We start from the raw sequence: 20,046 nt of genomic DNA, 5'->3' as shown, positions 1-20,046 counted from the left end.
TGCGTGTGCTCCGTGTTGACGGGCCCCCGGCGGGACCTTCCGCGGGTCAGGGGTGCGACGGCTTGCAGAGGATCCGGGCCCCCGCGAAGAGGGACTCCATGATCGTCTGCACGTTGTCCTCCAGCGTGCGCTGGGCCAGCGGATCGAGCAGGGGAGCGAGGCTGGCGACCCCGAAGTCGAACTCGGCGCTGAACTGCACGCGGGCGCCGGCGGCAGCGGGCAGCACCCGCCAGCCGCCCGTGAACGTGTCGAAGTCTCCCTGGAGCTGGGTGAACCTGGCGGTCATCCCGTCGTGGTCCAGTTCGTCCTGCTCGCTCCAGGTGAGCGTTCCGTTGCGGAAGTCCACCTCCCAGTGGCTCGCCAGGGTGTGCGGCAGCAGGGACTGCTCGACTTCCACGGCCCGCACGTGGGGGGCGTGCTGCGGGTACTGGGTGAAGTCGGTGACGCGTGCGAAGGCGTCACGGGGCGTGACGTCCGGGAGCAGTGCTTCGATGAATACCCGCGGCATAACGGGGGCTCCTCTGTGGGTGGGGTGTGTTCTAGCCACGCGCGGGGTAGCGCTCGGTCAAGGCGTCGAGCGATTCCTCCCATGCGCGCAGCAGCTGGGCGAGCTCGTCATCCGTGAGCAACGCGGGCGGGGTCAGCCGCAGGGTCTCGCTGGAGTTGAAGGAGTGGTTCACCAGAACGCCTCGGTGCAGCAGTTCGAGGACGGCGTCCGCCGTGACGTCCGGTGAGACGAATTCGATGCCCCACAGCAGTCCTTCGCCCCGTACTTCGACGACGAGGTGCGGGCAGCGGGACCGGCACGCCTCAGTCAGCGCCAGCTGGATCATGGGGCCCAGTCGGGCGGACCGCTCGGGAAAGGACTCGTGCTCGGCGACCTCGATCGCGGCCTTCGCGGCGGCCATGGCCAAGGGTGAAGCCGCGAAGGTCGAGGTGTGGAGGTAGGGGTCCTTGTCGAAGGCCTCGTAGACCTCCTGACGGCACACGACGGCCCCGACGGGCACGACGCCACCGCTCAGGCCCTTGGCGACCAGCATGACGTCCGGGGTGACCCGGTCCCGGTCGGCGCCCCACCACCGGCCGGTGCGGCCCAGGCCGGTGAGCACCTCGTCCAGGACGAGGAGGGCTCCGTGGGAGCGGCACAGGCTCGCGGCCTCGGCGAGGTAGCCGTCCGGGGGGAGGCGGACGCCGTTCTCGCCCTGGACGGGTTCCACGAACAGGCAGGACGTTCCGGGGTGTTCCTCCAGTGTCCGTTCCAGGGCCCGCGCGTCGCCGAACGGGATCGTGGTGACATCCGGCAGGAGCGGGCGGAACGGGGCCTGGTACATGTCCCGTGCCGTGAGGCTGAGGGCTCCCATGCTCTTGCCGTGGAACCCGCCGTGGGTGGTGACGAGGTGGTGCTTGCCGAGGGTCCGTGCGATCTTGATCGCGGTCTCGGTGGCATCGGCCCCCGAGAGCACGAAGTGCACGCGCTCCATGCCCGGGGGGCTGATCCGCAGGAGTGCCTCGGCCGCTTCGGAAGCCAACGGATCGAGCAGGAGCCGGGTCGACAAGGGGTGCTTGCGAGCCTGCTCGACGACCGCCCGAACCACTTGAGGGTGGGTCGCACCGTGCAGGAAGGTTCCGTAGCCGCCGCAGTTGAGGAACTCCCGGCCGTCGGCGGCCCAAACCGTGGCGCCGTGCGACCTGATCTCCACACCGGATCCGAGGACCTGGGCGAGCGCCGCCCTGCCCCTGCTGACGTACCGGCGGTGCCGGGCGATGGCGAGGGCGGACACCTCGTCCGCGGGGAGCGTCTTCTGCATGTGCCGGTCTCCTTCGCGCGCGCTCAGATGCCCAGGGGTACGTGCCAGGGGACGATCGGGGATTCGCCGGAGGCCTTGGCCCACTGGGAGAATCCGGTGTCGAAGACGGCGGCGCGCGGCTGCACTTCCGTGGCGATGCTGATCCCCTGCAGGTGCGTGGCCATGAGCACCGGGAAGTTCGCCTGTCCGAAGGGTCCTCCGGTGAGGCCCGTGCCGCCGTGGGTGGGCAGGCCGGGAGCGAATCCGACGTGCGAGTCGTTGATCTTGAGCAGTCCGCCGTTGTTGACCTGCGAGCAGAACCGGGCGATCAGATGCTGGTCCTGGGTCCACAGCGAGTTGCGCAGGCCGTACGAGTTGGCGTCGATGAAGGCCAGCACTTTGTCCACGTCGGCGGCTTCGGTCTCCGTGGGCACCACCACCGGCAGCAGGGGGAAGAAGGTCTCCTCCCGGACCGCCGGAACGCGGTCGGCCGCGTCCAGACCGTCCACGCGCAGCACGGTGGGCTCGATGAACACCCCGGTGGGCGAGGGCGCGCCCGTGTGGTCCATGCGGTCTCCGCCGGTGATGAGTTCGGCCCCGTCGGAAACGGCCTGCTGCAGCACGGTGAAGAACTCGTGGCTCTTGAGGACCGGGGTCAACACCGTGTCGGGATCCTCGGGGTACCCGGGCCGTATGTCGCCTAGGAGTCCGACAAGCAGGGCCAGTAGTTCGCCCGCGACGTCCGGATGGACCACCGCGTACTTCGGGACCATGCAGATCTGCGTGGATCCGTAGAAGCACTCGGCGAGCGCGCGGGCCGCCATCGGCAGGTCGGCGTCCTTCCAGACCAGGATGCCGTCGTTCCCCGCCAGTTCCAGGATCGGCTTCTTCCCCCGGACCGCGCATTCCGCACCGAGCTTCAAGCCGCGCTCGCTGCTGCCCACGAAGAAGATGTCGTCGACGAGGGGACTTTCGAGCCACTGCTGCAGCACGGCCTCCGAGGGGCTGCACACGAGGTTCAGCACACCGGGCGGTGCGTCGAACTCCTCCAGGATCGGTGCGACGATGTCGCGGTAGATGAAGCTCACTCCGAGCGGCACGGTGCGGGGAATCTTGACCACGAGCGAGTTCCCCGCGATCAGCGCCCCCAGCCCCAGCACGGACACGGAGGTCGCTGCGTTCTGCGGGGGGTTGAGGCACACGACGCCGTCGGGCTTGCGCACCAGGCGCAGGGTGCGCTGGTCCACCGACCGCTCCCGCTCCAGCTCGTGCACATTGCTGCGGAGGGTTTCCTCGCTGGAGCCCCCCAGGATCCCGGAAACCTCCCACTCGGCCAGTCGGCGGGGATGGCCCTCGCCGATCAGGATCTCGACGAGTTCGTCGGCCCGGCGGGCCATCTCGCGGTGCACGGCCAGGCCGAACGCGTACCGGACGTCCAGGGGGACGGCCGCCCAGTGCCGCTGGGCGGCGGAGGCGGCCAGCAGGGCCGCCTCGCCCTGCGCGACGGACGTCGTACCGACTCGCCCGGTCACCCTCGGGTCCACCGGTTCGAACGCGACTCGTCCGCTCTCCAGTTCACGCTTGCACCGTAAGGCTCCGAACATGTCATCGAACAACGCGCTCGCGCGTAGGGAGTACACCCAACCCTCGGGCTGCACGTCACGTCCTGCGATGAACGGAGGGTAGGACTTCATGGTGTTCCCGTCTGTCTGTCGATTCTGTCTGTCAATGGATGCCTTCGGGCCGCGGCGATGGGCGTTGGTGCTTCGCCGGTGCCCGTCGAGCGTGTGGCTAGGACGGCAGCGCACTGGGAACCGCCGTCGCCGGTCCGGTACCGGTTCCCTCCCGCACCGGCCGGGCGGCCAGCCCCTCGCCCTCCACGTCGATCCTCGGCACTATCCGGTCGAGGAAACGCGGAAACCACCAGGCCGCCTTCCCCAAGAGCGCCATCACGGCCGGCACCAGTGCCATCCGCACGACGAAGGCATCGACGAGCACGCCGACCGCCAGGGCGAAGCCGATGGGTTGGACGATCGGATCGTGACCGAAGACGAAGCTGCCGAAGACCGAGACCATGATGAGCGCGGCCGCGGTCACGACCCTCGCTCCGTCGGCGAACCCCGCGATGACCGCTGCCCGGGGGGTGGCACCGCGGTCGTATTCCTCCTTCATGCGGGAGACCAGGAACAGCTCGTAGTCCATGGCCAGTCCGAAGAGGACGCCGATGAGCAGGATGGGCAGGAAGGCGACGACGGGGCCCGTCTTCGGCACGTCGATCGCCTGCGTGAACCAGCCGATCTGGTAGACGGCGACCACGGCGCCGGCCGTCGCGGCCACGCTGAGCAGAAAGCTGAGGACGGCCTTCAGGGGGATCAGCAGTGAGCGGAACGCGAGGGAGAGCAGGACCAGTGCGATTCCCGCGATGGTGAGGACGAAGGAGGGAAGCGCGCCTCCGAGCTTCTCGGCCACGTCGATGTTGGCCGCCGTGCTGCCGGACACGAGCATGTCCACTCCGGCCCGGCCCAGTTGTGCGCGCTGGCCCCGGATGTCGGCGATGAGTGCGGCGGTGGTGCCCGAATCGGGCCCGTCCATCGGGATGACCGGGATGACGGCCAGCTTGCCGCTCCTGTCCAGGGTGGGCGGGAGCACGGTCGCGACACCGCGTTGCAGGGGGAGCCGGTCGGCGATGAGCTGGATGGTGAGGTCGGGCCGAGGAGTGCCGCCGGCATCGACGACGGCGAGCAGCGGGCCGTTGAAGCCCGGCCCGAAGGCCTGGCTCACCAGGTCGAAGGCCCTGCGCGCAGTGGTGCTCTGCGCGTACGAGCCAGCACTGGGCAGGCCGAGCCGCAGGTCCCTCGCGGGAAGGGCGAGGACCGCGGTGCCGGCGAGACAGACCAACAGGACGATGAGCGGACGCCGTACTACGACCCGTGCCCAGCGTTCGCCGAGCCGGGGCCGCGGATCGCCGTTTCGGCGGAGTTTGGGCGGCCGGGCCTGGCCGACCGAGCGCCCGGCGAAGCCCAGCAGGGCGGGCAGGAGCGTGACCGCGGAGAGCACGGCGAGGACGACGGCCGCCGCGGCCGAGGCTCCCATGACGGTCAGGAAGGGAACGTCCGCGACGGCCAGACCGGCCAGCGCCGCGACCACGGTGGCGCCGGCGAAGACCACGGCGCTTCCCGCCGTCCCGTTGGCCCGTGCGGCCGCCTCGCCGGGTTCCATTCCGGCGGCCAGGTTCTGCCGGTGCCGGGAGACGATGAACAGGGCGTAATCGATGCTGACCGCCATGCCGATCATCACCGCGAGTACCGGCGCGGTGGAGATGATCTCGAACCGGCTCGTCAGGGCGAGCAGTGCGGTGATGCCCGCGCCCATGCCGAAGAGCGCGGTGAGCATCGGGAGTCCGGCGGCGACCAGCGAGCCGAAGGTGACCAGCAGGACCAGAACCGCGACGCCCACACCGACAGCTTCGCCGCCCTCCACCTCCACGGTCGGGGTGTACGCGTCCCCGCCGAACTCGACCCGCAGGCCGGCGGCACGGGCGGAGTCGGCGGCCGCTCGGACGGCGTCCTTCGACCCCTGCCCCAGGTCCTTGGTGCTCAGGCCGAACAGGACCTGGGCGAGCGCGATCCTGCCGTCCTGCGACACCGCCTTCGTCGCGAACGGTTCCTGGGCCGCGAGGACGTCCCGGGTCCGACCGATGGCCGCGACCGCGTCCTGGATCGCCTTGCGGTTCTTCACCGAGGACACAGTGTCGCCCGGCGGGGCCGCGAAGACTACCTGCGCGGAGGAGTTGGAGAACTCGGGCAAGGTGAGGGCGAGCCGGTCCAGCGCGGTCTGCGCCTCGGTCCCCGGCACCCGGAATTCCTCGCTCGTCCTGCCGCTGAACAGCGCCGCTGACGTTCCCGCCCCTAGCAGTACCACCAGCCAGATCGCCAGGACGACGAATCGGCGCCGGTGGCACGACCGGCCCAGACGGTAGAGGAACGTGGACATCGGCGATGCCTCCATGGGGCATGTGGGCGCTCCTGTGGAATGCCCTACGGGGTTCGTGAGCCCTTGTCGTCACCTCCCCTCCGATCGCGGCCCGCGGTGGGGGACCCGGCCGTGCGGCGGGGTAGCGGGGAGCGACTCTGGCCGTCCCAGCCAGACCCCCGCCCTCCCGCCACCGGCCAGCAGGCGCAGGAAAGCGGCCGCTGAGCGCCGAAGGCGCCTCTTCCGGGGCCGCCAGGCGACGGCGATCTGGGTCAGGGCGAGAGTCGCGGCCAGCGCGAGATCGACCAGCAAGTAGTTGGTCACCTAGTGCTTCCGGGTGGGGAGGGAATTCCGCGGGGGCACGGGTGGGCACCTGTACCGCAGGGCCCGGACGTTCTGTAATGGGGAGGGCGGATCGCCCCCGTCCACCGCAACCGACCCGACAGGACCACACGACATTGAGCCTGCTCCCGCATATCGTGTACACCCTCAATTGCAGTGATTGTGCCGTCCCTTATCGGTTCTTGTCGGAAGACGGCATCGTCGAGGAAGCGCTGTTTCCCGAACGCGAGGTCCCGCCCTACTGGGCGAGACAGCTGGCCCAGGACGGCTGGGTCGTGGGCAGGCGGCACCTGTGCCCGCCGTGCGCGGTGGCCGAGGGCGATGCCTTGGTCGAACTCCTCGCAACCATGTCCGCCGGGCCCGCGGACAGTCCGGTCACCCGGGACGCGGACTGATCCCGTGGGCCTGGGGGGGCGGGTACCTGATACCCGCCCGACTCCATCCACCGCGTCGCGGGGCACTGCCCTACTGGGGCATCAGGACGGTGTCGATGACGTAGACGTTGGCGTTGGCCGTCTTCACGTTGCCGCAGAGCACGTTCGCGGTGCCGTTGACCTGGAAGGCCTGACCGGAACCGGTCGTCGTGATCCTGCTCTTGGCCAGGGTGTCGAAGGAGCCCTTCTCCAGCTGATTGGGAGTCAGCTTCTGGCTCACGACGTGATGGGTGAGGACCTTGGTCAGCATCGCCTTGTCGGCCAGGACCTTGTCGAGGTCCGCCTTCGGGATCTTGGCGAAGGCGTCGTTGGTCGGGGCGAAGACGGTGATGCCCTTGGCGCTGTTGAGGGTGTCGGCCAGACCGGCCTGCTTGACTGCGGCGACCAGGGTGGACAGCGCCGGGTTGTTGGAGGCCGCGGTGGCCACCGGGTCCTTGGCCATCCCGCTGAAGCTGCCCGCGCCTGCCGCAGGCATCGCGCTGCAGGCCGGACCGAAGGGCATGTCCATGCCTGCCATGGACGCGTCCTGGGGAGGCGCCGCCGCGGGGTCCGCCACCTTGCTGTCGGCCGCACCGGCCGCCGTGCCCGTACCGGAATCTGAGCAAGCGGTGAGGGAGAGGGTCAAAGCGACCACCGAGGCGAGGCCACAGGCGGTACGGCGGATACTCGAGGTGCTGGGCATGATCGGATCATCCTTGTTCGGGGATCTATGTCGGCGGTGCGCCCGCGGGGCGGGCCGGGACCCGTCGCGATCCCGGCCCGCAGCGGTTCACTTCTGCCAGCCGGTCCAACCGCCGTTGTTCATGCGCTGGCGGTACCAGTAGTTGCCGTCCATCCCCGTGACGGCGACGGTCGGGTTCCAGGTCTTGTTCCCGGATATCTCCACCTTGCTCCGGGCCTTCCCGCCCATCGACTGCCAGTTGGACCAGCCGCCTTCCGGAGCGTTGTAGCGCGTCCAGACCTCACGGTTCGTCCCGACGACGAACACCTGGCGCTGCCCGTTGGGGTAGGTCTGCCAGGACTCGCCGTACTCACAGATGTAACTGCCGCCCAGGCCGCCCGACACCTGGCAGGCCTGTGGGCTGGTGGAGGCCTGTGCCGGGCCCGCGGTGACCAGACCGGTCAGTGCCGCGCCGGCCAGGGCGAGCGTCGTGGCCGCGAGGGCCGGTTTACGGAAGATGGAGAAGGCCATGAGGGACTCCCGGTTCCAACACGTTGTCGTCGAAGGCCGGGCGGCCGCTCCGCCCGCCTCCCCGAGGGGGTGGGGCGCCGGAGAAGCCGGCGTGCGGACCGCCCGGCTGGACCGGAGTATTCCAGCGCTCGCAAACAATTCCTTAAGAGACCACTAACCGTGCCCCATTACCGCCCGGCCGGGACGGTTAATCCAGTCGGGGCGGAGCGGACCCCTTGTCAGGAATTCGGAGAACCTATGCTCGCTCTGGGTTCTGGTCGGACGAAAGCGAGAACACGAATGGAATTCCGGTTACTGGGTACCGTTGCCGTGGCGACGGGCGGCGGAAGCCTCCTGCCCCTCGGTCCCGCCAAGCGCCGCAGCCTGCTGGCCGTGCTGCTCCTGCACCCCAACGCTCCCGTCACCATGGGGCGCTTGACCGAGGCACTGTGGGACGAGGAGCCGCCCCGGCACTGCAGGACGATGGTGCAGGGGCACGTGTCCCGGCTGCGGGCGGTCCTCGCGGAACACGGGGCGCAGGCCCACGGCGTCGCACTGGTCACGGAGGGGCAGGCCTACGCCCTGCGCCTGCCCGAGGCACTCGTCGATGCCCACCGCTTCAGGGACCTCCTCCAGGCGTCCCGTGGGCACCAGGACCCGGCCGACGCCGTCTGCGGGCTGCGGGCTGCGCTGTCCCTGTGGCGGGGACCGGCTCTCGACGGGACCCTGCCCGGACCGCTGTTGGAGACGGCGGCCCATACGCTCGACGAGCTGCGGCTGACCGCCGTCGAGGAACTGGCCGCTGCCCACGGACGGCTCGGCCAGCACGCGACGGCCGCGGCCGTCCTGCGGGCCGAGGCAGCGCTTCAACCGCTGCGCGAGCCGCTGGCCGCTGCGTTGATCCTGGCCCTGGGCAAGGCGGGCCGGACGTCGGACGCCCTGGACTGGTACCACCGCACGCGTCGGCTCCTGGCCGACCAGCTCGCCGTCGACCCCGGATCCGTACTCACCGATGCCTACGCCGCTCTCCTCAGCGCCGATGCCCAGGCGTCACCACCCGTGCGGGGCGCGGCGCCGGGACGGCACCAGTCGGCACAACCGGTCCCCTCCGGCTCCGAGGGGACCGAGGAGACCTCCCCGTCCTGTCCCCCTCCCCCGCACACGGCCGTGCCCCGGCTCCTGCCGGGCCGCCCCCGGGGCTTCAGGGGGCGCTCCCGTGAGCTGGCCGCGATCGACCGGGCCGCCACCGGCGATCATGGCCCCGTCATCATGCTCACCGGCGGCGCGGGCGTCGGCAAGACGGCCCTCGCCGTGCGCTGGGGTCACCAGCGGTCCGCCGACTACCCCGATGGATGTCTCTTCGCCGACCTGCACGGTCACAGCACGCTCCCGGAGCGGGAGACCGGCGCCGTCCTGCGCGATTTCCTGCTCGCGCTCGGTGAGCCGGCCGACCGGATACCGGTCTCGCCCGAGGCCCGGGGAGGCCGCTACCGCGAGCTCACCGCCACCCGCCGGATGCTCGTCGTCCTGGACAACGCGCGGGACGTCCACCGGATCCGCCCCCTGATGCCGGGCGGAGCGCACTGCGTGACCCTCGTCACCGGTCGTGGCCGACTGGGCGAGCTGGTCGCCTCCGACGCCGCCCGTCTCGTCCCGGTCGGGCCGTTGACCGCCGAGGACTCCACCGTCCTGCTCTCCGAGGTGCTCGGATCCGGTCCGGTGGACGCCGAGCCCGCGGCCGCCGCCCGGATCGTCCGTCTGTGCGAGGGCCTGCCCCTCGCCCTGCGCGTGGCCGCGGCACGGGTCGCGACCCGCCCGCACCAGGGCCTGGCGGCCTTCGCCGGGGAACTCTCCGATGAGGACTCCCGGCTCGATCTCCTGACCATCGGGGACACCGGCGTCGCCGCCGCACTCGGCCTGACGGTGTGCCACCTCCCGGAACCGGCCCGGTACGTGTTCCACCGGCTCGGACGGCACACCGGAGCCGTCCTCGACACCCGTACCGCAGCCGCGCTCGCCGACTGCCCGCCCAGCCAGGCATCCATGGCCCTGGACCAACTGGCGGCGGCCCGGCTCATCACCGAGACGAGCCCGCGGGCCTACGTCCTTCACGACCTCGTGCGACTCTACGCCCGCACCCTGGCCCCGTATCCGTCGCTGCGGCACACCGGTACGGTCGCCGGTACCCCCGCCGCACCGCGCCGCCGGACGCACACGCGCGTGCTCCTGCGTCCCGCCAACTCGCGGGGCGCCTCCCCCTACGGTCCGCGCTGCTCTTGCGGCGGCCCGCGGCGTGGCCGGACGGGCGGCGTCACGCGTACCGCGCCGACCGGCGGCCCCTGCGCGTCGGACGCGCGGAGTGCCTACGAGGCACCCGTAGGCACTCCTACGCCACTTGAAGGCGGGTGACGGCCCACGTTTCCTCATGCGGTGAGCATCCGGCGACCGTCCGGATCTCCCTGACGAAAGGGAAGGCACTCCTTGATATTGTCCCCTCGAGATCTGCTGGCCAGCCGTTTCGGCAAGGCCGTCACCGGCGCCTGCCTCGTGCTCACCGGGGCCGTCGTGGCAAACGGACTGGGCTGCTCCGATTCCACCCGCGCCCGTGACGCGGTGTCACTGCCCGGAGTGGGCGTTCCGGATACGGAACTTCCCGGGGAGTACGACCACTGGTACCCCGATCTGCCCGCCGAGGCCGGGCAGAAGCCTCCGGCGCAGGACCGGGGCACCGGCGCCGGGACGCCGGACGCCTCCGGCACGCCCGCCGCTCAGGACCCCGCCCAGAACGCCGAGGGACCCCTGCCCGGCGGTCCCGCCGGGCAGATGACGCCGGTCACCACCCCTGGCGGCCTGCCCCCGGAGGCGGCCCACGATCCTTCGCCCTCCGGCTCCGAGCCGCCGTCGTACGGCTACGGCACGGGCGCACTCAACTCGGCGTTCACGAATCCCGGCACCCGCGAGACCTACGTGGATGCCCCGGCCGCACCGGAGGCCCCGCATCACCTGTCCCTCTCGGAGATCGTGCGCACCTGGACGCCCCTGGTCGAAGCGCCGGAATGGGCCATAACTCCCCCCAAGTTCCCGGCACCTGCGGCCGCCCCGTTCTTCAGCCGGCCCGCGAGTCCGCACTGGCCCGCGCACTAGCACGACGGGACTCCGCCGGGGGCGGTGATCCCGTCACCGCGGTGTGACCGCCCTGGGAGCGGGGCGTCTTCGCCCCCACCCGGCGGGGCTCGATGGTGCGCGGGTCCACCGCTTCGCCGGGGGCTCCCTCCTCGTAGAGGCCGTCCGGTTCGGTGTCGCGGTCGTGCGGGAGCAGGAAGAAGACCCGTCGGAGCTGGAGGCCGCTGTCGGGGTCGGCCTCGGCGTGTTCGTCGAGCTCCGTGTAACCGATCATGCGTCCGTCCCGGGCGTAGCGCGGCCTGCCGCGGCGCCGGGCGGTCTTGTCGAGGGCCTGGCGAACGTAGTCGAGACACTCGGGGTCCTCCAGCCACACCACGGCGCTTTCGTTGCGGAGATCGCGCTCGTTCAGCAGCGAGCTCATGGCTGCGGCCCCTTTCGTTGTCGGTGGCCGGTCTCGGCCCTGGCGGATAGGAAGGACAGCGCCCCGTTCAGGGGTCCGGTGCTCATCGTAGGGACCGCTCCGGCTCGCGCGCGGGCGGCCTGGTCTAGACATCTTCGGGCCGCAGTTCGTCGTCGGCGAGCAGGGCCAGCCCCGGGTAGTACTTCTTGCCGCTGGACTTCATCATGTCCGCGGGCGAGGTCATGGAGAGTTCCTGACGCACCCGGGTCGCGAAGGCGCGGGCCGTGGCGGGCCGGATTCCCTCTCCCGCGTGGCACCAGGTGCTGTAGGCGCCGTAGAGGAGCCCTTGCTCGACCTTGAGGTCGCCGGTCCTGCGGCCCGGACTGGTGCCGGTGCCGGTGCCACAGCATTCCGTGAGGAAGCGCCCGATGTGGTCCTCCGTCGTCGCGTACGCCTGTGTGGCCGCGCGTACGGAGACGGGTCCCGTGAGCGGGTCACGGGTGGCGAGGTAGCGCCGCGCTCCCTCTACGAGCCAGTGCAGGATTCCGGGGCCCTCGCTGTCGACGAGTTCCTTGGCCAGGTTGTCGATCTTGTGCGCCGCGGGCACCACGCGTTCGAACGGGATGAGCCTGATCCGGCGCCAGAAGGCGTGCCCGCCCGAGGCGACCTCCGGGCGGTGGTTGCCCAGGAGCCACAGCTTGTGCGTGGGGGTGAACGAGAAGAAGTCCTGGCGCATCCGGCGCGCCATGATCCGATCCCCTCCGGTCAGGAGCTTGACGCGGGACTCATCGAACTTGTCGTTGGGCTTGAGTTCGCTGCACACCACGATGCGCCGGCCGTGGAGTTCGGTCAGCTCGGTGGAGTGCTCGGAGAACTTGCCCTTCTCCATCAGGAATCCGGGCGGCGCGGCTTGCGCGTAGTCACCCAGGATCTGGGTCATCACGTCCAACAGGACCGACTTGCCGTTCGCTCCGGTCCCGTAGAGGAACGGCAGGACCTGCGCCCCGACGTCCCCGGTGATGGAGTAGCCGAGCAGGAGGTGAAGGAACCGGATAGTCTCCGCGCCCTTGGCGTCCTCTCCGAAGGTGTCCGTCAGGAACCGGTGCCAGCGCGGGGTTTCGATCTCCTCGGGGGCGACCCTGGTGGCCCGCGAGTGCATGTCACGTTCCGGGTCGGGCTTGCGCAGCCGCCCGGTGTAGAGGTCCACGACGCCCGCCGGGGTGCACAGGGCGTAGGGGTCGCCGTCCAGGACGTCGGGGTCGAGGGCGAGAGCCGGTGAGGCCTTCGCCTGGGTCAGCATCGCCTTGATGCCGGGGGTCGACATCGAGCGCCGCCGGTGCAGGAGCAGGTCACGGTCGCTGAAGAGCCCGGTGGGGTCGGTCACCGGCATCTGCTCGGCCATGTCGCCCGCCGCCCATACCGCGGCTTTCTCTCCCCCGGTCCGCTTCCACCGGTACTGGCTCCAGTGGTACCACCCCAGCCCCTCCACGTGACGGAACCGGTCCCCGTACATGACCGCGAAGAGCTTCGCGTTCCCCCGGTCGCTGAGCAGGCCCGGGAGCTGCCCGTCCCGGGCGGCCGGCCCGTTCGCGGGAATCGTGTGCCACGGGGCGGACGGGTTCGCGGCCCGGGTCCGGCCCTCGAGGTCGAGCATCTGCCGGGCGGCGGCAGTGGCGTCGAAATGCGGGCCGTCGGCGCTGCTCATGGGCGTCCTTTGAGGGGGAGCGGCCGGCGGAGACCGGCGGACAGGGCGGAGTTGATGATGGCAAGGCTCCGGTGGCCCTGATCGGGGCGGGCCGTGTCCGCGGCCGCGGTCAGGAGTTCCCGCGCCCGGGCACCGGTGAGGTGGCCGGCCGCGACGAGGCCTCCGGCGGTGTAGCCGGCGCGGTTGAGCTTCTCCGTGAAACCCGCACCCCGCGGAACGGTTCCGCACCTCTGCACCTCGGCCAGCAACGGGTCGAGGAGACGCCGTGCCGCCGTTTCCCGACCGCTCCTCACGGGGCGGACCGCCGAGGCGGGGGGGCGGGCCAGGTCCCCGTCGGCGACGTCCCCCGTCCGGGCGAGTTCGACGACGTGCCCCGTCCGGGCCAGTTCGGCCGCGAGCCACCCGGGCAGCCTGGCAGGCGTCCGTGCGGGGCCGACGGGTTCGTATCTGCCTGCCCGGGTACGGGTGGCGGGGGCGACGATGTACCCGCCCGCAGCCCGTACGTCGACCTGCCAGGCCAGTGCCACCTTGGGGCTCGACCCCGTGGAGGAGCGGTAGCCCACTCCCGGCCCGGTGGTCCGGTACCAGATGTGCATGCCTCCTGAGGGGGTCCGGACCCGCAAGGTGGTCTCGTCCTTCGCCGGGTCCTGCCTGCCCCGGTAGGCGGCGAGCAGGGCCAGTGTGTCGAAGCCCGAGGCCAGGCCCGTCAGGTTGACCTCCGGGGGGATGCCGATGCCGGGGAGGAGCCGTTCGCGGCCGGGTATCTCGGTGCCGTGCGCGTCGACGTCGAGCACGACCAGCCCTCCGGGACCGCAGGAGACGCCGACACCGAAGGCGGAGCCCTCTCCCCACCAGACCGCCAGCCGGGCCGCGTCGGTGGTCGCCGCGTGGAAGCCGTGGCACCACCGGCCGGCGTCCCTGCAGGGGCAGGCCCCCGGTGGATGGGAATGCTCCCTGCACGAGGCGCAGTTGGCCGCGGGGGTTTTGCGGCCTGGCGCCAGCGGATGGACCGGCCACCCCTGGGACGCGCACCACATCGCGACCTCGAGGGGGCTCGTGCTGCCCGAGGGGGCTGTTCTCGTGGTCTCACCCTGGCCTGACACGCGGATCGTCCTTGTCGAGGGACCCGGCAGCTGATCCGAACCTTAGGAAAACGTGCTGGTCAAAGAGCCAGAACGGGCGAAGGAGGGACTGAAGGGACCGACTTTTCACATGAGATGGCGAGCGTACCCCAGTTGGGGGGCGCTCCAATGGGCCACCGTCCGTTTTTCGCGGGCTCTCAGGCGTCAGGGACCCGGGAGGGGGACTGGCCGGGCGTTGCACCTTCTTGCCCATCACGGCAAAACACCAGCTCAAAAGGTAATTGACTAGCTGAACGAGGGACTGAAGGGACTCAGAAGACCCAGTTATGCGCTCTCCGTCAGCAGTCGCGTGGAGGGGATCTGCACCGCGCGCGGGCCCGACCCCATGCACACAGCCGACCGATACTGATGAATTCGGTCCCTTCGGTCCCTCGCCGCACTGCTGGAACGGCTCTGACCTGTGGATTTTCATGGCAGTTCGAGTGAGGGACCGAAGGGACACCGGGAGCGGCCGGGTGGGGGAACGGCACAGCGGCCAATCGACACCCTTCGAAGAAGGGCGCGTTGGAGCCGCGGGATCGGGGAGGCACCTGGAGACACCCCCTACTGCCTTGGCACCGGGTGTTTTTGAAGGTTGCCTGTCAGGTCCCAGCTCCTGGTACGGCCGTGCCGCGCCGGCCCCCGTGCAAGCGGGCCGGCGCGGGCCGCCGCCAACCAGAAGGAAGCCGCGGACTCTTGGAGCACCCCCATGGACAAGGCCACGAGTAGCCACTGGGACCGCGTGAGGGCGGCCCCGGCGGAGCCCGTCGACGCGCCCCGCGGGAGCGCACCGGCGGCCACGGTCCTGCCGGACCTCTTCGAGCAGGCCGTGCTGCGCTGGCCGGACGCCATCGCCATTGATCTGCCGCCCTCCTCCGGCAGACTGCGCCGACGCCTCACCTACGCCCAGCTGGGCATCGACGTGGACCTCGTGGCCCGTGCCGTCGTCGCCCTCGTCGGGCAGGGCAGGACCGTCGCGGTCCTGCTGGCACGGAACACGGAACTGCTCTACACCGCGCAGCTCGGAGCGCTGCGGGCGGGCTGCGCCCACGTCTGCGTGGACCCGGTGAGTCCCGACGCGTACGTCATGGAGATCCTCACCGACGCGGCTCCGGCGGTCGTGCTCACTGATCACGAGGGGGAGCTCCGCCTGCGCGGAGCGGGTTTTGCGGGCCGATTACTCAGGGTGGACCAGCCCTGTCCGCTCATGGTTCAGGACCTGCCCGCTTCCCGGGATGCCGATACGCCGGCTTACCTCGTCTACACCTCCGGTACGACCGGGCCGCCCAAAGGCGTGGTGGTCGCCCACCGCGGCATCACCGCACTGATCCGGTCGGACACGGAAGAGTTCGGCCTCGGACCCGGCGACCGGATAGCGCAGGGCTCGTCCAGCGCCTACGACTCCTCACTCGAGGAGACCTGGATGGCCCTGGCGTCCGGAGCGACCCTCGTGGTCATGGACGAGGAAGCGGTCCGCCTCGGCCCCGACCTGGTCCCGTGGCTGCGACGGGAACGCGTCACCGTTCTGTGCCCGCCTCCGACGCTGCTGCGGGCCACCTCCTGCGCCGACCCGCGGACCGAGCTGCCCGACCTCCGGCTCGTCTACACCGGCGGCGAGCCGCTGCCCCCGGACATCGCGGACACCTGGTCCCGCGTACCGCGCCTGGTGAACGGGTACGGCCCCACCGAATGCAGCGTCACCTGCGTCCGGCAGGACGTCGTGCCTGGTGAGCCCATCGCCATAGGACGCCCCGTACCCGGTATGGAGGCCTGGGTCCTCGATGCCGGCCTCCAGCCCGTCGCTCCCGGCGAGCGGGGCGAACTGTGCATGAGCGGCTCGGGACTGGCCCTCGGCTACCTGAACCGGCCCGAACTGACGGCCGAGCGGTTCGTCGAGCACCCGGCCCACGGCCGCCTGTACCGCACAGGAGACCTGGTACACCAGCAACCGGACGGCTCCCTCATCTGCCACGGACGTATCGACGCGCAGGTGAAGCTGCGGGGCCACAGGATCGAGCTGGAAGCTGTCGAAGCCTCGCTCGCCCGCTGCCCCGGCGTCCGCGAAGTCGCCTGCCGGATCCAGGGCGACGGTCCGACGCAGATGCTCGTGGCGCACATCGTGGCCATCGACGGCACCCACCCACCGGATACCCGGGAACTCACCCGGCAGTTGACCTCCCTGCTGCCGCCCCCCATGGTGCCCACGAGATACGGATTCACCCGCGAACTGCCGCGCGGTGGAAGCGGGAAGCTGCGCCGGGAGGTCCTGCCCGATCTGGAGCCTCCCCCGAGCGCCTGCGGTCGCGGCCCGATCGAAGCAAGGAACCGGGCACACCTCGCCGACCCCTGCGCCGACAACGCCGAGGCACGCATCCTGGTCGCCGTGGCCCAGGCGACGGGTGTCCCCGCTCCCGACGCCGACGCCGACTTCTTCCTCGACCTCGGAGGCACCTCCCTGCACGCCGCGCTCCTCGTCTCGCAGTTGCGCACCGATGCCGTCACCTCCTCCCTGGCCGTACGGGACGTCTACGCGGACCGGACCATCAGGCGGTTGGCCGTCACCTCGGAGCAGCGGCGGGCCCGGACCACCTCCGGCTCCCCCGGGCCCGCCCCGGAAGCCACGGCCGCCCCGCCGGCCGAGATGGCGACGGCAAGTGACGTCGCCCGGGCCACCGCGTGGCAGAGCGCCTGGGTGGCCAGCGAACTCCTCCTCCTGTCGGTGCCTGCCTGTCTGTTCGCCTTCTGGGCGCTGCCCCTGCTCCTGCTCCGGTTCGGCCCGCTGCCCCTGCTCCTGCTGGCGCCTCCGCTGCTCACTGCCCTCAGCCCCTTCCTCGTACCCCCGGCATTGCTCCTCGCGGTGGCGGCCAAAAGGCTTCTGGTGGGCCGGTACGTGGCGGAGACCGTCCCTGCCTGGAGCGGCCGGGCGATGCGCATGTGGGCGGTCCGCCAGACCGTGCGCCTGGTGCCCTGGCGCACGATCGCGGGCACGGAGTACCAGTCCATGGCTCTGCGCCTGCTCGGGGCCCGCGTCGGTTCCCGCGTCCACGTCCACCGCGGCGCGGACCTCACCCAGGGCGGCTGGGACCTGCTCGACATCGGTGACGACGTCAGCATCGGGCAGGACGCCTCGCTGCGCCTGATCCAGCTGAGCGGGGGCCGGGTGAATGTCGGGCCGGTCGTCCTGGAGACGGGCTCCACCCTCGACGTCCGCGCGGGAGTCGGGCCCGGCAGCCGGGTGGGCGCCGGTGCCCGGGTGGCCTCGCTCTCCTCCGTACCCACAGGCACCGAGGTCCCGGCGGGCATGCTCGCCGACGGCGTACCGGTCCACACGGAGTCGACCGCGCCGCCCGTCCCGGCGGTGACCCGTACGGGTCACCGGCTCTCCCCCCACGTGCACGGTGCCGCGCTGATCCTGAGCCAGAGCCTGCTGGCGGCCACGACGGCGATCCCCTACGCCCTGCTGCTCGCCCTGGTGGTCGTGCTCGGCGACCTCACCGGGGCCGGCCTGCTGGACATGATCCGCCACCCGCTGCGGCACCTGAACCTGTACCTCGCCGCGGGTCCGCTGATCTCCGCAGCGCTCGTGGCTTCCCTCGCCCTGTCGGCGCTGACCGTCCGCTGTCTGGGCACGGTCCGGCCCGGAGTCATCAGCCGGTGGAGCCCCGCCTACATCCGGGTCTGGATCAAGTCGGGCATGGTCGAGTCGGCGGGCGACTGGCTCAGCGGGACGCTCATGTGGCCCTGGTGGCTACGGGCGGCGGGCATGACCGTCAGCCCGGGGTGCGAGATCAGTACGGTCATCGACGTGCTCCCCGAGCTGGTGTCCCTCGGCACGGACACCTTCCTCGCCGACGGCATCTACCTCGGGGGACCGCAGGTCCTGGACGGCGTGGTCGTGTTGGCCCCCCTGCGGGTGGGAAGCGGCGTCTTCGTGGGAAACCACAGCGTGCTCCCCGGGGGAAGCACGCTCCCCGACGACCTGCTGATCGGCATCGCCACGCCGGTCCGACGCCCTCTCTGGCCCGGAACCTCGTGGTTCGGCCATCCCGCCTTCGAACTGCCCCACCGCGAGGTGCGCACGGCCGACTACACGATGACGCACCTGCCGCCCGCGCTGCGGCGGGCCAACCGCTGGTTCTGGGAACTCTCGCGCTTCGCTCTGCCGGTCGTCACCTTCGCCTGCGCCACCCTCTGGTACGCGGTCATCGACTCCTACCGGACGGTCCTCTCCCCCGGGTGGCTGCCGCTCGTCACCGCGGTCGTCACGCTCGGCTGCGCGGTGCTGATGTGCGGCTTCGTGCTGGCCCTGAAATGGGGGCTGCTGGGGCGGGTGCGCCCGGGGTCACATCCCTTGTGGTCCTGCTGGTGCAGCCGTTGGGACTTCCTCTACGTGGCGTGGCAGGTCCTTGCCGGGGACATCCTCTCCGTCCTCGAGGGCACCCTGCTGCTGGCGGTCTACCTGCGCCGCATGGGGATGCGCATCGGGCGGCGCGTGGTGCTGGGCGACGGCTTCGCGCAGGTGGTGGATCCGGACATGATCGAGATCGGGGACGACGCGACCGTCTCGGCCATGTTCCAGGCCCACACCTTCGAGGACCGCGTCCTCAAGATCGACCGCATCCGGGTCGGTGACGGAGCCACCCTCGGCGACAACACCGTGCCCCTCTACGGCGCGATCGTCGGCGACGGCGCGCTCGTCGCGCCGCATAGCGTGGTCATGAAACACGAGGAGCTGACCCCGGGACTGCGCTATGAGGGCGTGCCGACCCGAGCGGTCGGATCACCAATACCACCCGATTCCTTGTCCGTTGCGACAAGATCCACATCTGGCGCCTCCGGGCGTGCTTAGGTTTGTCACCGCTGTCCGGGCCGGTACCGCGATCCGCGACCGACTCGATTGCCTGCCCGACCCGATCCCTTGACTGGCCGCCCATGCGCGGCCAGTCGTCGCCACTGCCACAAGCGGCGTGTCCCCTCGCCCGCGAAACGGAGATCCAGTTCATGATGCGCACCGGCGCCCGTATGCCCTTCCTCCTCACCCTGGGCACGGTGCTCTTCCTCACCGCTGCCTGCTCCGGCGAGAGCGCGGGAACCAAGGCCGCCGCGAACGAGCAGGCGGCCGACGGGCCGGTGGTCGCCGTCGCCACGACGTGGGAGGGAGCCCTGGCCAAGGCCGCGGGCGCCGGGAAGGTCGTGGTCATCATGCCGCCCGGCGCCACCATGGCCTCCCCGACCGACGACTCCCTTTCCGTCATCGACGACGCCGATTTCGTCCTCTTCTCCGCCACCGAACCGTTCGCGGCACAGCTGAAGAGCGCCGCGGACGAAGCCGAGTCACAACCCCTGGAGGTCACGCTCGACAACGACCCGGCCGCTCTCAAGGCCCAGGTCGACAAGCTGGCCGCGGAATTCGAGACGGAGGACGCCGCGGACGACTGGAAGAACGCCTTCGACGCCGAGACCCGGAAACTGACACAGGAACTGCGGACCGCCACTCGGGCCACCGGGAAGGCCCCGACCGCCGTCGCCCAGGTCTGCACCGGCTGGGCGGCGACACTCCTCGGAGCCGCCGTCGTCGGAACGTACGGGCCGCAGGCCGCGACCCCCGCACAAGTCGCCCAGTTATCCGTCAAGGGGCCCGGCCTCGTCCTGGGCAACGCGAGCACGCCGCAGGGCGCGGCCCCGCCGGTCCCGGGCGCGAAGCAGGTGAACATCGTCAACGTGCCCGGCCAGGATCTCGATCTACTGAACGTATACCGCAACGCAGCCGCGGAACTGAAGAAGGCCGTGACGACTCCGTGAACTCCCAGCTACTCAAGGACCGCATCATGGGGAACGTGCGAGGCCAGGGGAAGGAGGTGAATCGCACCACGAATGCCGGAGCCTCTGGGTCGCCAACCGGGCAATCGAAGTGATGCCTACGACTGCACAGTCCTGTGGCTTCCCGTTCGTGGGCCGCGGCAGTCCATCCCGGGGGTATGACGTGGTAGC

The 20,046-nt window shown here is 70.9% G+C and carries 14 protein-coding genes; 5 read left to right on the top strand and 9 right to left on the bottom strand.

Features of this window, described 5'->3' with window-relative positions:
- Positions 1–46 precede the first annotated feature (46 nt).
- The 4 genes from ACFWAR_RS01005 to ACFWAR_RS00990 form a co-directional block, all read right to left on the bottom strand.
- Entirely contained in the window at positions 47–508 is a 462-nt protein-coding gene (locus tag ACFWAR_RS01005; protein WP_385772129.1) for a type II toxin-antitoxin system RatA family toxin, read from the bottom strand.
- Positions 509–539: 31 nt separating this feature from the next.
- Positions 540–1,808 carry an aspartate aminotransferase family protein gene (locus ACFWAR_RS01000; protein WP_385772128.1) on the bottom strand — a complete coding sequence of 423 codons (1,269 nt, stop codon included), beginning with the start codon at positions 1,806–1,808 and terminating at the stop codon, positions 540–542.
- A gap of 23 nt (positions 1,809–1,831) precedes the next feature.
- Complete coding sequence (locus tag ACFWAR_RS00995; RefSeq protein WP_385772127.1) at positions 1,832–3,481, bottom strand: aldehyde dehydrogenase family protein; 1,650 nt, start codon at positions 3,479–3,481, stop codon at positions 1,832–1,834.
- A 97-nt stretch (positions 3,482–3,578) separates the two neighbouring features.
- A complete protein-coding gene (locus tag ACFWAR_RS00990) occupies positions 3,579–5,780 on the bottom strand; it encodes an MMPL family transporter (RefSeq protein ID WP_385772126.1) in 2,202 nt (733 codons plus the stop codon).
- Between the two features lie 437 nt (positions 5,781–6,217).
- On the opposite strand from ACFWAR_RS00990, the gene ACFWAR_RS00985 reads away from it, so the two are divergent.
- Positions 6,218–6,496, top strand: coding sequence for a hypothetical protein (locus ACFWAR_RS00985; RefSeq protein ID WP_385772125.1), 279 nt, complete (start codon positions 6,218–6,220; stop codon positions 6,494–6,496).
- A gap of 70 nt (positions 6,497–6,566) precedes the next feature.
- Here the strand turns inward: ACFWAR_RS00985 and ACFWAR_RS00980 are convergent, their stop codons facing one another.
- Positions 6,567–7,217 (bottom strand): fasciclin domain-containing protein, encoded by a 651-nt coding sequence (locus ACFWAR_RS00980; protein WP_385772124.1) that lies wholly within the window; start codon positions 7,215–7,217, stop codon positions 6,567–6,569.
- A gap of 87 nt (positions 7,218–7,304) precedes the next feature.
- Positions 7,305–7,727 carry a hypothetical protein gene (locus ACFWAR_RS00975; protein ID WP_385772123.1) on the bottom strand — a complete coding sequence of 141 codons (423 nt, stop codon included), beginning with the start codon at positions 7,725–7,727 and terminating at the stop codon, positions 7,305–7,307.
- A gap of 309 nt (positions 7,728–8,036) precedes the next feature.
- Between ACFWAR_RS00975 and ACFWAR_RS00970 the strand changes: the two genes are divergently transcribed.
- Together ACFWAR_RS00970 and ACFWAR_RS00965 are read left to right on the top strand one after the other, a co-directional pair.
- Complete coding sequence (locus tag ACFWAR_RS00970; RefSeq protein ID WP_385772122.1) at positions 8,037–10,115, top strand: BTAD domain-containing putative transcriptional regulator; 2,079 nt, start codon at positions 8,037–8,039, stop codon at positions 10,113–10,115.
- A gap of 78 nt (positions 10,116–10,193) precedes the next feature.
- Positions 10,194–10,850: a hypothetical protein gene (locus ACFWAR_RS00965; RefSeq protein WP_385772121.1), complete on the top strand. Its 657-nt coding sequence runs from the start codon at positions 10,194–10,196 to the stop codon at positions 10,848–10,850.
- On the opposite strand, the gene ACFWAR_RS00960 is transcribed toward ACFWAR_RS00965, so the two are convergent.
- The 3 genes from ACFWAR_RS00960 to ACFWAR_RS00950 form a co-directional block, all read right to left on the bottom strand.
- Complete coding sequence (locus ACFWAR_RS00960) at positions 10,813–11,250, bottom strand: DUF6009 family protein (RefSeq protein WP_385772120.1); 438 nt, start codon at positions 11,248–11,250, stop codon at positions 10,813–10,815. The genes ACFWAR_RS00965 and ACFWAR_RS00960 overlap by 38 nt on opposite strands.
- Before the next feature lie 124 nt (positions 11,251–11,374).
- Entirely contained in the window at positions 11,375–12,934 is a 1,560-nt protein-coding gene (locus tag ACFWAR_RS00955; RefSeq protein ID WP_385772119.1) for a phage/plasmid primase, P4 family, read from the bottom strand.
- Complete coding sequence (locus ACFWAR_RS00950) at positions 12,931–13,971, bottom strand: bifunctional DNA primase/polymerase (RefSeq protein ID WP_385772171.1); 1,041 nt, start codon at positions 13,969–13,971, stop codon at positions 12,931–12,933. Before ACFWAR_RS00950 ends, ACFWAR_RS00955 begins: the two co-directional genes overlap by 4 nt.
- 793 nt (positions 13,972–14,764) lie before the next feature.
- Between ACFWAR_RS00950 and ACFWAR_RS00945 the strand changes: the two genes are divergently transcribed.
- Together ACFWAR_RS00945 and ACFWAR_RS00940 are read left to right on the top strand one after the other, a co-directional pair.
- Positions 14,765–18,904, top strand: a complete 4,140-nt coding sequence (locus ACFWAR_RS00945) for an amino acid adenylation domain-containing protein (RefSeq protein ID WP_385772118.1) — start codon at positions 14,765–14,767, stop codon at positions 18,902–18,904.
- A gap of 152 nt (positions 18,905–19,056) precedes the next feature.
- Positions 19,057–19,857, top strand: coding sequence for an ABC transporter substrate-binding protein (locus ACFWAR_RS00940; RefSeq protein WP_385772117.1), 801 nt, complete (start codon positions 19,057–19,059; stop codon positions 19,855–19,857).
- The last annotated feature ends 189 nt before the right edge of the window (positions 19,858–20,046 follow it).

The organism is Streptomyces sp. NPDC059917, assembly GCF_042730635.1.
In the GTDB taxonomy this organism is placed as follows: domain Bacteria; phylum Actinomycetota; class Actinomycetes; order Streptomycetales; family Streptomycetaceae; genus Streptomyces.
This window is presented reverse-complemented; position numbering and strand designations above follow the sequence as displayed.